General features: G+C 45.3%; 12 protein-coding genes. 11 read left to right on the forward strand and 1 reads right to left on the reverse strand.

Annotated elements, in window-relative coordinates; translation table 11 throughout:
• Window positions 1-4: 4 nt before the first annotated feature.
• A complete protein-coding gene (locus J4P02_RS26065; RefSeq protein WP_426195756.1) occupies window positions 5-802 on the reverse strand; it encodes a GNAT family N-acetyltransferase in 798 nt (265 codons plus the stop codon).
• Between the two features lie 510 nt (window positions 803-1,312).
• On the opposite strand from J4P02_RS26065, the gene J4P02_RS26070 reads away from it, so the two are divergent.
• The 11 genes from J4P02_RS26070 (at window position 1,313) to J4P02_RS26120 (ending at window position 13,294) form a co-directional block, all read left to right on the forward strand.
• Window positions 1,313-2,743: a mannose-1-phosphate guanylyltransferase/mannose-6-phosphate isomerase gene (locus J4P02_RS26070; RefSeq protein ID WP_426195758.1), complete on the forward strand. Its 1,431-nt coding sequence runs from the start codon at window positions 1,313-1,315 to the stop codon at window positions 2,741-2,743.
• On the forward strand, window positions 2,736-3,821 hold the full coding sequence (gene gmd, locus J4P02_RS26075) for a GDP-mannose 4,6-dehydratase (protein WP_426195760.1): 1,086 nt from the start codon (window positions 2,736-2,738) through the stop codon (window positions 3,819-3,821). The genes J4P02_RS26070 and gmd overlap by 8 nt, the downstream gene beginning before the upstream one ends.
• 30 nt (window positions 3,822-3,851) lie before the next feature.
• Entirely contained in the window at window positions 3,852-4,772 is a 921-nt protein-coding gene (locus J4P02_RS26080; RefSeq protein ID WP_426195763.1) for a GDP-L-fucose synthase family protein, read from the forward strand.
• Window positions 4,769-5,941, forward strand: coding sequence for a DegT/DnrJ/EryC1/StrS family aminotransferase (locus J4P02_RS26085; RefSeq protein ID WP_426195765.1), 1,173 nt, complete (start codon window positions 4,769-4,771; stop codon window positions 5,939-5,941). Before J4P02_RS26080 ends, J4P02_RS26085 begins: the two co-directional genes overlap by 4 nt.
• Window positions 5,942-6,030: 89 nt before the next feature.
• On the forward strand, window positions 6,031-6,552 hold the full coding sequence (locus J4P02_RS26090) for a CatB-related O-acetyltransferase (RefSeq protein ID WP_426195767.1): 522 nt from the start codon (window positions 6,031-6,033) through the stop codon (window positions 6,550-6,552).
• On the forward strand, window positions 6,549-7,559 hold the full coding sequence (locus J4P02_RS26095; protein WP_426195769.1) for a glycosyltransferase family 10 domain-containing protein: 1,011 nt from the start codon (window positions 6,549-6,551) through the stop codon (window positions 7,557-7,559). The genes J4P02_RS26090 and J4P02_RS26095 overlap by 4 nt, the downstream gene beginning before the upstream one ends.
• 10 nt (window positions 7,560-7,569) lie before the next feature.
• A complete protein-coding gene (locus tag J4P02_RS26100) occupies window positions 7,570-8,997 on the forward strand; it encodes a lipopolysaccharide biosynthesis protein (RefSeq protein WP_426195771.1) in 1,428 nt (475 codons plus the stop codon).
• Between the two features lies 1 nt (window position 8,998).
• The gene (locus tag J4P02_RS26105; protein ID WP_426195774.1) at window positions 8,999-9,877 is read left to right on the forward strand and encodes an alpha-1,2-fucosyltransferase; all 879 of its coding nucleotides are present in this window, start codon (window positions 8,999-9,001) and stop codon (window positions 9,875-9,877) included.
• Window positions 9,862-10,830 (forward strand): NAD-dependent epimerase/dehydratase family protein, encoded by a 969-nt coding sequence (locus J4P02_RS26110; protein WP_426195776.1) that lies wholly within the window; start codon window positions 9,862-9,864, stop codon window positions 10,828-10,830. Before J4P02_RS26105 ends, J4P02_RS26110 begins: the two co-directional genes overlap by 16 nt.
• On the forward strand, window positions 10,820-11,896 hold the full coding sequence (locus J4P02_RS26115; protein ID WP_426195778.1) for a glycosyltransferase family 2 protein: 1,077 nt from the start codon (window positions 10,820-10,822) through the stop codon (window positions 11,894-11,896). Before J4P02_RS26110 ends, J4P02_RS26115 begins: the two co-directional genes overlap by 11 nt.
• Before the next feature lie 222 nt (window positions 11,897-12,118).
• Entirely contained in the window at window positions 12,119-13,294 is a 1,176-nt protein-coding gene (locus J4P02_RS26120) for a glycosyltransferase family 4 protein (protein WP_426195780.1), read from the forward strand.
• Window positions 13,295-13,298: the final 4 nt, after the last annotated feature.

Here is a 13,298-nt window from a genome sequence, read left to right on the forward strand (position 1 = left end):
CGCCCTAAGGCACGGCCCGATACAGGGTTTGCAGGTGGCTAAGGCGCAAGCCGCAATGCTCCAGATTGCGCCGGCTCTGGGAATTCACCAGGGCCGTGGCCGCCACACTGTGGCAACCCCGGATCCGGGCCTGGTGGATGCGGTGGGCGATCAGCAAGCGGTGATAACCCCGGCCACGAGCGGCCTTGCTGGTGAAAGCCGTCCCAAGGTAAGCCACGCCATTGCTGGCGGCAAACAGCGCAGCACCAGCCACTGCCACTCCTTGCTCCCGAAGCAGATAAAGGGTTGCGCACGAATCTTCCAACAACACACCGAAGGCCGCCTGGTTGAGTTGCCGGGCTTCGCGGCTCTGGGCGAAACCTTCAGCGTGCAATTGGGCAAAGGCCTCAAGAGTCGGAGGCGTCACCTGTTCTATCTCTTCCGCCATGAAGCTAATGGGAAAATCTTCGATCGACGCCACCATTTGTACATGGCTCCAGCCCCTGAGTTTGCGCAAAATCTGCCCTGCCAGTTCCAGGGTCTCAGGAGCCTTTGGGGATGCTGTGATCATCGCCACGACCGGAGAGTACTCCTCGCATTGTCTCAACAGGGTCGCAAGTTCAGCGCAATGGCGCGTCCCATCGCTGTGTACCCGATTCAACATTGGGCTGTTGCTGGCACCCAGCACGAAGGCACCACATATATCACTGCCACAAAGCATTGCCCGGTAGGGGTTGCCCGGCAAAGCGGATAGACCAACCACACGGGAACGCAAGTATTGGTGTTCGGCGAACTCAATTGCCTGGGCGTTGCAGTGTGGCATCTCGATCCGCTCCCTGGACGTAGAGGATAAATGCTCTAGCTAATTTTTCACTGATCCATGTTCCCATCCATGACGCTGCACACTTGGCACATCGAGGATTCAGGAGACTCGCCTGAACGCTCACCCGCCGAGTCCGGAGCATAGCGTCTGCACCTGAGCATGCCGGCCCCGAATGAAGCGAAAAGAGCTACAAGATTGGAACGGAGATCGCTACTATATACAGCTTTTAGGTAGAATTTCCGAAGGTGGTATGTTGCTCAGAAAGAAGCAAGCCTTCTGAAGCAGCCCTTCGCTTAGAAACACCAAGCTTAGGCAGGGGCACTCAGTCTTCAAAGTAGAGAGTAGCAAGGGAAAGTGTTAGTTAACCACTCACCTAAATCAAATCGGCAATAACCTGATAAAAACAGATTATTAACACCACAGAGAATACTTTGAGCTTGCACTTCTTGAACAGTATAAAATTAAAAACATTGTCAACATCCACCCGAGCATTTTTGAAAGTAGATTACAATGAACTTTAATTCTATTACTCCAGTTATTCTCTGTGGTGGGTCAGGCTCCCGGCTTTGGCCCCTATCACGCAAGAGTTTTCCAAAGCAATTTGTTCCGTTGATTGACAACAAAAGCCTGTTGCAACTTACCCTGGAACGGGTCTCTCGACTCTCGGATCGTACACTTTTGATTGCCGCTGAAGAGCATCGGTTCATGACGTCCGATAACCTACAGTTAGCGCAGGTCAACGGCGATATCATACTAGAACCATGCCCGCGCAATACCGCCCCTGCCATGGCCTTAGCTGCATTGCAATGTGCAAGGAAAGGGCAGGAACTGTTGCTTTTCTGCCCAGCAGATCACCATATCCCCGATATTGAGAATTTTACGGCGACTATCTCAAACGGTGTAGCGGCAGCGGAATCGGGCGCCATTGTCACTTTTGGTATAGTGCCAACCTATCCCTCTACCGCATATGGATATATCCAGAAAGGTACTCTTCAGACTAAAGGGGGATATCAGGTTGAAAAATTTATCGAAAAACCTGAATTGGCCAGTGCGCAGAGCCTCCTGCTCGCAGGAAACACCCTGTGGAACGCCGGAATATTTCTATGCAAAACCAGCACGTTGATTCAAGCCCTTGAGCAATATGCACCTGATATTCTAGCTGCATGCAAAGAAGCTATAGAGAACTCAGTAGCAGAAAAATCCAGCACAGGCATTTCATTCATCCGACCTGAAGCTGACGTTTTCTCGAAGTGTCGTTCACAGAGCATCGATTACGCCGTAATGGAGCAATATGAAAATGTTGTCGTTGTTCCTTTTAACGGCCAGTGGAGCGATGTCGGCAGCTGGAACTCTTTGGCTGACTTGACCAAGGCTGATGACGCAGGGAATAGAGTCTATGGACAAGGTACGGTTGCCAACGCCAAAGCCACATATATCCATGCGCCTCATCGCCCGGTTGTCGCTCTCGGCACGGAGAACCTACTGATCATTGACACAATGGATGCGGTACTGGTTACGCATAGAGATAACGTTGAACAAGTAAAAGAGATCGTCTCTCAGCTTGAGCAAGAAAAATGTACTCAGGCAATCTCGCACCGCAAAGTATCACGCCCCTGGGGGTGGTACGACAGCGTTGATGCGGGAGACCGCTTCCAAGTAAAAAGAATCGGCGTAAAACCTGGTGCCTCTCTATCGCTACAAAAACACCATCACCGAGCAGAACACTGGATTGTTGTAAAAGGGACAGCTGAAGTTACTCGAGGCAATGAAAATTTCATATTGACAGAGAACCAGTCGACCTACATCCCTATTGGGGAAATTCACCGCCTGAAAAACCCCGGAATGGTAGAACTCGAAATTATCGAAGTACAATCCGGTAGTTACTTGGGCGAAAACGACATAGTTAGATTTGAAGACAATTACGGAAGAGCAAATGACTAAGAAAGCACTGATAACAGGTGTAACTGGGCAAGACGGTGCATATCTCGCCGAATTACTGCTGAGCAAAGGTTACGAAGTTCACGGCATCAAGCGCCGCAGCTCCCTATTCAACACCGCTCGAATTGACCACCTGTTTCACGATGTTCACGAGAATGGCCTACCATTCTTCCTGCATCATGGCGATATGACAGACTCTTCTAGCCTGACTCATATTATCCAGAAAGTACAACCAGACGAAATCTATAACCTCGCAGCTCAAAGCCACGTTGCAGTTTCATTCGAAGAGCCAGAGTACACAGCAAACTCTGACGCTCTAGGCGCTCTACGCATTCTGGAAGCCATTCGAATTCTAGGCTTGGAAAAGAAAACCCGTTTCTATCAGGCCTCCACATCAGAGTTGTATGGCCTGGTGCAAGAAACCCCACAGAAAGAAACAACTCCGTTTTATCCCCGAAGCCCATACGCGGTCGCTAAGCTATACGCTTACTGGATCACCGTGAACTACCGTGAGGCTTATGGTATCTATGCGTGCAACGGTATCTTGTTTAACCACGAGAGCCCTCTTCGCGGCGAAACCTTCGTAACACGCAAGATTACTCGTGCACTCGCCAGAATTAAGCTTGGCCTGCAAGAGTGCCTCTATCTTGGGAATATGGACTCACTGCGAGATTGGGGTCATGCAAAAGATTATGTAGAGATGCAGTGGCTGATGCTCCAGCAGGAAACACCTGAGGACTTTGTCATCGCTACTGGCGTGCAATATAGCGTCCGTGATTTCGTTACCGCCGCCGCCACAGAGCTTGGCATCAACATTACATGGAAGGGCAAGGGCGAAGAAGAAAAAGGCTATGACGACGCCGGTAAGTGCATCGTTGCAGTAGACCCACGTTACTTCAGGCCGACCGAAGTTGAAACCCTACTGGGCGATGCATCGAAAGCGCAATCAAAACTTGGCTGGACCCCAAAGATCACTTTTGCCGAACTGGTAAGCGAGATGGTTCGTGAAGACCTGAAGAGCGCCGAACGCGATGAGCTCATCAATCAGCACGGCTACGCAACCTTCAATTATAACGAATAGTCAGACTCGGCACTTTATCATATGAGCAAAATGCGGATACTGTTGACTGGTGGCAGCGGGATGGTTGGGCGAAATGTGCTTGAACATCCCAGCATCAGCGACTTCGAAGTGCTAGCACCAAGCAGCAGTGAGTTGGATCTGCGAGACTTTGGAGCCATTCAAGCTTATCTAGATCAACACAAACCAGACATGGTCATTCATGCTGCTGGAAAAGTTGGTGGAATTCAAGCAAACATCAAAGCCCCCGTGAGTTTCCTTTTGGACAACTTGGACATGGGGCGTAACATCGTCTGGGCCTCCTACCAAGCCAAGATTAAGCAGCTGATTAATCTTGGCAGCTCCTGCATGTATCCTCGTAATCATTCCGCCCCCCTCAGGGAGGAAATGGTTCTCAAAGGAGAACTTGAACCTACGAATGAGGGGTATGCGCTCGCTAAAGTTACTACTGCTCGCCTTTGCGAGTACATCATGCGCGAAGACCCTAGCTTCCAGTACAAGACCCTCATCCCGTGTAATATTTACGGTCGCTTTGACAAGTTCGATCCAGCTCACTCGCACTTGCTACCCGCAATCATCCACAAAGTACATGTTGCAAAAACCAACTCAGAGAACACTGTTGAAATCTGGGGTGATGGCACAGCTCGTCGAGAGTTTATGTATGGAGGAGACTTATCCGACGCCATAGTCCACGCCATAAAAGATTTCAAGTCTATCCCCTCCTATCTAAACATCGGGCTCGGGAACGATTTCTCAATTAACGAATATTATGCAGCTGTAGCAGAAGTGATGGGCTACACCGGAAAATTTGAACACGACACCAGCAAGCCTGTCGGAATGGCGAGAAAACTAGTCAGCATAGAGCGCCAACAGCAATGGGGCTGGGCGCCACGCCATGATCTGCAAGAAGGCATCAAAAAGACCTACAGCTATTATCTGGAGCATTTGCAATGAGTATTAAATTCCCGCTGGCTGCATCCTCCTGGGAAAAAGAAGAACTTGATGCCATGCAGCGTGTTATTGCTTCAGGCATGTTCACCATGGGAGAACAGGTTAAAAAATTCGAGCAAGATTTTGCACAATATGTTGGAAGCAAGCATTGTGTAATGGTTAATTCCGGCTCATCTGCAAACCTACTAATTGTCGCAGCACTTTTCTACACGCAAAACCCTGCCTTGAAGCTCAAACGGGGTGATGAAATCATAGTCCCTGCAGTTTCATGGAGCACAACCTACTACCCTCTGTATCAGTATGGTCTGAAGATCAAATTTGTAGACATTGATCTGCATACCCTGAATTACGACCTCGATCAGCTTGAATCAGCAGTGACTGATAAAACACGCGCGATCATGGCGGTAAACCTGCTCGGAAACCCGAATGACTTCGGAAGGATCCAACAGATCATTGGCAATCGTGAAATTGTCTTGATCGAAGATAACTGTGAGTCCATGGGAGCAACTTACCAAGGGAAACAAGCGGGAACCTTTGGTGTAATGGGTAGTTTTAGCTCATTCTTCAGTCATCACATATCCACTATGGAAGGCGGTCTAATTGTGACCGATGATGAAGAACTCTATCAGATCCTGCTTTCGTTAAGAGCCCATGGCTGGACTCGGAATCTGCCTAAACAAAATCTGGTTTGTGGCGAAAAGAGCGATGATCCATTCGAAGAGTCGTTTCGATTTGTTTTGCCAGGATACAATGTCCGCCCCCTTGAGCTGGAAGGCGCATTGGGAGTAGAGCAGGTCAAGCGTCTCCCTCAGATGATCGAGGAACGTCGTAAAAATGGGGGGCTTCTACAAGCGGCCATGAGTACGCATCCCGACATCATCATTCAACATGAAATCGGCCAGTCTAGCTGGTTTGGCTTCAGTCTTGTAATACGTCCAGGGAGCAAGCTGGATCGCAAGACACTAGTCACAAAATTGAATGATCTAGGCTTCGAATGTCGACCAATTGTGGCTGGTAACTTCGCAAAGAACGAAGTTGTAAAATACTTTGACTCGGAAGTACATGGCTCCTTGAAAAACGCTGAACACATTGATCAGTATGGTCTTTTCATTGGCAACCATCACTATGCCATCCCAGATGCATTTAATTTACTGTGCAGCATCGAAGTATAATGCGCTCGCTTTCAATCTTGAGAAATATAATTCGGCTTATATTAAAAAACATCCTCGGCGAATGTAAAATTCGCTCGAGGAGCGTTTCAGTGCTCGCAATAAAAAACGCCAGAGGTATTGAAACTCTAAAAAATGTAAGCATTGACTCTAGTAGCACCCTAGGCAGCTATACATACATTGGCTCCAACACTTCAATAACCAAAAGTGCAATTGGACGGTATTGTTCAATTGCAAATAACGTATCAATAGGTCAAGGCGAACACCGTCTAGATCAAATTTCAACATCGGCATCCTTTTATGACTCCCCCTGGGAAACATTAACTTCGAATGAATGCCTAATTGAAAGTGACGTCTGGATAGGCGTAGATGCAGTTATCTTGAGAGGTGTGAAGGTTGGTTTTGGAGCAGTTGTCGCAGCAAATGCTGTGGTAACCAAGGACGTCCCTGCATTTGCTATAGTTGCTGGTGTTCCAGCGCGAGTCATACGGTTTCGCTTTTCAAAAGAACAGCAGCAACTGATTCTGGACTCTCGTTGGTGGATAAACGATCACGAAAAAGCCAAATCAATAATAAAACAATTAGAGGCTACATTAGACCAGGTGAATACATGAAGCTTTCTCGACTCCGCGGTACTGGCTTGTACAACAATAGTATTTTTCATATTGATAGCCCGCTGAACAGAGACAATTGCTTTGCTCCTTACGTACGCCTTAAAGAAACTCTAAACTCCCATGGCGTTCAGTTAGACACCTCAGACATAAGCGCCGACAATGAAATCTCGTTTGAGCTCCACCAAGACGTCCAGACTGAGTCCAACGCAAAAACAAAATACTTACTATTGTTCGAAACTGCATTTATAAAACCTGAAAATGGTAATGTTGAAAATTACAGTAAATACCGAAGAGTTTTTACATGGAATGACGACCTTGTTGATAACGAGACGTTTGTAAAAATAAATTTCCCAAACGAAATTCAAGTACATGCGCCAGATGGCTTTGCTGCAAGATCGCAATTTTGCTGTTTGATATCAAGTAACCGCGCGCTTATGACCCCCGATAGTCGCGACCTATACTCTGAGCGCATTAAAGCTATACGTTGGTTTGAAAAAAATGCACCAGAAGATTTTCATCTTTATGGTATTGGCTGGGATATTCCTGCAGCCAAAAGCGGCCTCGTCGGTCGGATAGAACGACGGCTGTGGCTGGCTCTAAATCGTTTTTTAAAACTACAGCACTTTCCCAGTTATCGAGGAAAAGTCTCCGCCAAGAAGGATGTATTGGCCAAAACGCGTTTTTCCATTTGCTATGAAAATGTAAAGGATCTTCCTGGTTATATCACCGAGAAAATATTTGATTGTTTTTTTTCAGGCTGCATACCTGTTTATTGGGGAGCAAGTAACGTAAGTACATATATTCCGTCCGATTGCTTTATCGATCGCCGCGATTTCAGCAACATGGCAGAGCTGCATGGATTTTTACGTTCCATGAGTGAATCAGAATTTATGGGTTACCAAAAACGAATTGCATCCTTTTTAAACAGTAATGCTGCATATCCTTTTGGATCAGCTTTTTTTGCGGAGACTGTCGCTAACACGATAGTTAAAGACCTTGGTATTTAAACGAGACCTGATGCTGATCAGCATTGGGCGCTTGGCCACTGCCCTTATCGCACTAGCATCGATTCGCGCAGCTACGTCATTTCTCTCACCTGAGAAATATGGACAACTCGCAATACTCATCACGATTCAAATGCTATGTGGCCTCTTTCTCATAAACCCGATTGGCCAGCATATAAACCTTCACACCCATACTTGGTGGGATGACGGTTCATTACCATCTCGATTGAAGTCATATAACTACTATATATTTTTCAGTGCAGTCTTGGGTGCACTCTTGTCTGTGACAATAATTCCAAATAGCCCAACAGATACAACATATACCGCAATCATAATATTATTCATGATCAGTAGCAGCACCTGGAATGCCACACTGATATCGATGCTGAACATGCTTGGCTTTCGGGCGGCCTCTATTATCTTAACCGTCGCAACTGCAACGATTAGCCTGATTACTTCAATCATTTTTATAACATTCTGGAAATCTGCAGTTTCTTGGTTCGCAGGACAAGCGTTCGGCATGTTAATAGGTGCTATAGGCGCTTATCTTTTTTTTAGGCATCACGCTCCTGCCTCTCCCCACCCTAAAATACGTAACCCGTTACTCACGAGAAAAGTCCTTTTGACCTACTGCTTGCCGTTGGCAGTAGCCGCGGGATTAATGTGGGTACAACTCAGCGGATATCGCTTTGTCATTGAACACTTTTGGGGCCTGTCTCAACTTGGATTATTTGTCATTGGCCTACAACTCTCGGGACAAATATGGGCACTAGCGGAATCACTTGCAGTGCAGTTTCTATATCCATTCTTTTTTCGTCTGATTAGCGAACATAAAAATGAAGAAAGAGTTAAACAAGCGCTTTCCGATTTATTAAACACTCTTATACCCGTTTACCTTTTACTGGCAGGTCTTACCATTCTTGCAGCTCCATACCTCATGAAACTATTAGTTTCAGCGGAATATAGCAGCGCATGGGGGTTCATGATAGTAGGGGCAGTGGTCGAACTATGTAGAGTACTAGGGAACACTCTCAGCAATGCAGCACATGCAAAGAGAGAGACAAAATCACTCACTCTTCCCTATGCAGCAGGAGCGTTTGTAATTCTAAGTTTAATTTTTATTTCTGGTGAATATAACCTGGACATTAGCTGGGCTGGTTTAGCGCTTATCTCTGGGGCAATCTCCATGCTAGTTACGATGCTGATTACCATGTACCACCAAGTAAAATTCAAGCTTGATGCACTGCGTTGCACGTACTCACTACTTGTAATGATCGCTATGGGATTGTCTGTTTTTTATCTACCAGTAGCAAACGGCTTACAGAATGAACTTCTAGCACTAATCAGCATATCATTTGTTGCTGCATGCTCACTATTTTTAGTGCTTTGGAAGAATCCCGCGACGATAAGTTTGCTAAGTGCACAGCTGAGGAAGATTTAAAATGATAATCGCACACCTTATTGGCGGGCTTGGCAATCAGATGTTTCAGTACGCAGCCGCTCGCGCGCTATCAGTTCGCAAAGATACTCAACTACTACTTGATCTTTCTTCATTTGAAACCTACAACCTGCACCAAGGATTTGAACTAAATAAAATTTTCAACGCCCCCGTTGAAACTGCCAAAAACACTGACATCAAGAACGTACTCGGCTGGAAAAGCCCTCGCTTAATTCGTCGTGCTCTGCAACGTTCGGAACTTGGATGGCTGCGTTCTAATAACTTCATCATAGAACCAAGCTTCGAGTACTGGAACGGCATTAGCCATGCATCCGAAAATAGCTACTTGATGGGATATTGGCAAAGCGAAAGATATTTTCAAGATATCGAAAGTACGGTTCGAAACGATTTTTCATTCAAGCTAGAACTATCCGATATAAATCTTGAGCTTGCTAAAAAAATAGCTCAATCAAACTCGGTAAGCCTCCATGTACGGCGTGGCGACTATGTAAACAATGAAAAAAATAAGTCCATATATTCAAGCTGCTCAATAGAATACTATCAGTCTGCCATTAATCATATTTCACAATACGTTACCGAGCCAGAATTTTTTATATTCTCAGATGATATTGAATGGGCGAAGAGTAACTTAAGCATTCCTTTTGCCTCCATGTATATCAACCATAACCAGGCGGCCGAGAGCTACAACGATATGCGCCTGATGAGCTTGTGCAAACACAATATAATCGCCAATAGTTCGTTTAGCTGGTGGGGAGCATGGCTCAATAACAATAAGGGCAAACTAGTTATTGCCCCAAAAAAATGGTTCACCAACGATAACGATACAAAAGATCTAACCCCTTCTTCATGGGTACTATTATGACTTCCGGGGGCACTACCAAAAACGCTACCTTAATCATAGGCGGTGGCGGTTATATCGGCTCTTACCTGACACGTCAGCTTATCGCTTCCGGTAGAGATGTGACGGTTCTGGGCCGAAGTAAATCTCCTCGATACAATTTACCCAAAGAAGCAAGCTATATCTCTGGAGACTTTTCGGAACAGGGTCTTATTTGCAGCCTGCTAGACAGACACCAGGAAGTCATTCATCTCGCTTACGCGACGGTACCTAACACTTCATTTGAGAACCCGCTAGCAGACTTACTACAAAACCTGCCAGCAACCGTTCAATTATTTTCAGAGATCGCCCGACGCGGCCTAAGGCTTGTACTGGTTTCTTCCGGTGGCACTGTGTATGGGGAAGCTCTCTTTACCCCAATAAATGAAGCACACCCTGCCAAACCAATATCTCCTTATGGCGTGACCAAGCTGACACTAGAAAGTTATGCTTATTTATATGCAAAGACCCACGGGCTTCAATTTGTCTGTGTACGTCCTGGTAATGCCTATGGGGTTGGCCAGCGCCCATTTATCGGACAAGGATTCATATCTACAGCAATAGCTTCCTCCATTAAAAAACAACCTATCAAGATGTTTGGTGCAAATGGCACAGTTCGAGACTATCTGTATGTAGATGATATGGCTTCAGGTATCGCTCTCGCTCTGGAAAAAGGGCGCCTTTCCGAGACCTATAACCTAGGCTCATCAATAGGGCGAAGCAACCTTGATATCATAAAAGAAATCACCCCCTTGATGGCCGACATCAACTGTACACTTGATATAGAATTTCTTCCTGAAAGATCATTTGACGTAAAAGTAAACATACTAGACTCATCAAAACTAGAACAGCATACGGGATGGGTTCAGCAAACAAAATTTAGCGATGGCCTTTCATTGACAAGAGATTGGCTCTGGAGCAACAGACATGAGTTTTGAAATAGACGGGCTCAACCCAAAAAGCAATAGCCCGTTAATATCCGTGATACTTCCCATCTACAATGGAGCTTCTTTTTTAGAAGATGCCATAGATTCGATTCTCAACCAGACCTTGGTTGATTTTGAACTGATCGCTATCAACGATGGCTCAACTGACAGCTCATTAGAAATATTACGCTCATACGAATTAAAGGATGAACGAGTCAAAGTTTTTTCTCACATCAACAAGGGACTCGCCAATACCCTGAATGATGCCCTGGATCTCGCAAGCGGGCAGTGGATTGCTCGTATGGACCAAGATGACATTGCCCTTCCTTATCGCTTTGAAAGGCAACTTGCATACTTGAACTCCTCAGGCGCGGATATTGTTGGTAGCTGGGTCAAGCGTTTTGGAGCGGCGGACAATCGTACAGTTAAATTATCTGAGTCAGATAATGCAATTAAAATGGAGATGCTATTTACCTCTCCCTTTGCACACCCTGCTGTCATGATGCGTGCCTCCGTAGCAAAGCAATTGCGCTATGATCATACTTGGGATAAAGCCGAAGACTATGATCTATGGGTTCGTGCTGCAATCGCTGGTTGCAAGATGGGTAATGTTCCCGAAGTATTACTAAACTATCGTGTCCACGCCTCTCAAATTTCAACATCGATGTCAAATCGACAACTCGAACTTTCCCAAGGTATACGCAGAGCATACTGGGTACATCTATTTGATTTATGGAATAAAGAAAAATCTTGTATCGAAGCCATTATCAAGGCCCGCTCAGTTAACTCTGATACAGAGGCCAACCTCATAGACCAGGCATTATATGAAGTAATGCCACACTGCGGCCCGGAGGCAAAGTCAGTAGTTATCAGTCACGCCTATCGTATATATCTGCGGATCGCTGCCGATTGCCCTGACATTGTTGAACGCTGGTCCAGACTCAACAGCTCTTTTTGTAGCAAGGCCTCTTTTAAAAGCAAACTTATCCTGAGATCCCTTAGGCTTCTCAGGATCAAACCTGACAGCAAGCTCTTTATCGGCATGCGAGCTGTAGTTATTTATCTAAAGGAAAGATAGCAGGCAACTCTGTTTTAGCACATGAGTACTTATCTAAATACTCATGTCTACCATAGCTACGACGACCGTAATACTGCACATAAACCGCTCAAGCAGACAGATGAACCTCCTAAACATTCATATACCACCATATTTTTCGAAACAATTACTACGCTTGCACAGCAGTACTAATGCTTATCAATGTCTGCCTATAATTCAAGTCATAGCGCTCTAGGTAACCATATGAAAAAAGCAAAAATTCTGACATTTTCCGGTTATTATCTTCCTGGGTACAAAGGCGGTGGCCCAGTACGAACAATCGAAAATATGGTAACGCAGTTAGAGGATGACATAGAGTTCTGGATTATTACCCGCGATCGGGACCTGGGCGACACAGCCCCCTACCCTTTCATTGAAAGTAATAAATGGCAAAAAGTCGGTGCGGCACATGTGTACTACCTTTCGCCGAACTCAATGAATTTAAAGAACATAGCTGAGTTACTAAAAGGCACCTGTCACGACATCGTATACTTGAATAGTTTTTTCGATACAACATTTACAATTTTTGTATTACTGGCGAGGTTTTTTTTCAAATCCTCTTTAAAACCAATAGTATTAGCACCTCGTGGAGAGTTCTCCAAAGCAGCTTTATCTATAAAAAAGACAAAAAAGAATATCTATTTAAGTTTTTTCAAGATAATTTTATCAAAAAAAATACGCATCTTACTTCAAGCTTCTAGCGAGTATGAATTCAACGACATAAAAAACGCATTAAAAACAAGTGATGCCTCAATACGCATAGCTAAAGACTTACCTCGCAAAGAAAATCAAAGCAGAGACTTTTTTTTATCAAGTCGACTGGCAGAAACTGAAAGTCTGCGGGTAATTTTTTTATCAAGAATTTCACCCATGAAAAATCTTGACTTCGCCATTCAGGTATTAAAAGAAGTCAAAAGCAAAGTATTTTTTGATATATACGGTCCCAAGGAAGATCTGAGCTACTGGGCTCGATGTGAGACTCTAATTACTCAGTTACCCAACAATATAGTCACTAACTACTGTGGTAGCATTCCCCCGGAACAAGTAAAGGAAAAATTCTCTCGATACGACCTATTTTTGTTCCCCACTCGCGGTGAAAACTACGGCCATGTGATTGCGGAGTCCATCAGCGCAGGAACACCAGTGCTTCTCAGTGATCGTACGCCTTGGCGCGATCTTGAGGAGCTGGGAGCGGGTTGGGTGCTACCTCTTGACTCTCACATCATTTTTTCTCAAAAAATCGATGCATTGGCAGAGCTATCTCTGGAGCAGCGGCAGGAAAAACGTAGTAAAATTTTGCAATCCTCAGAAAAAAATCTCTGCGATCCTGACTCAATACAGCAAAATCGTGAATTATTTTTATCATTGGTCAGAGCTTAAACTA

This window comes from Pseudomonas sp. NFXW11 (assembly GCF_049887815.1).
GTDB lineage: Bacteria > Pseudomonadota > Gammaproteobacteria > Pseudomonadales > Pseudomonadaceae > Aquipseudomonas.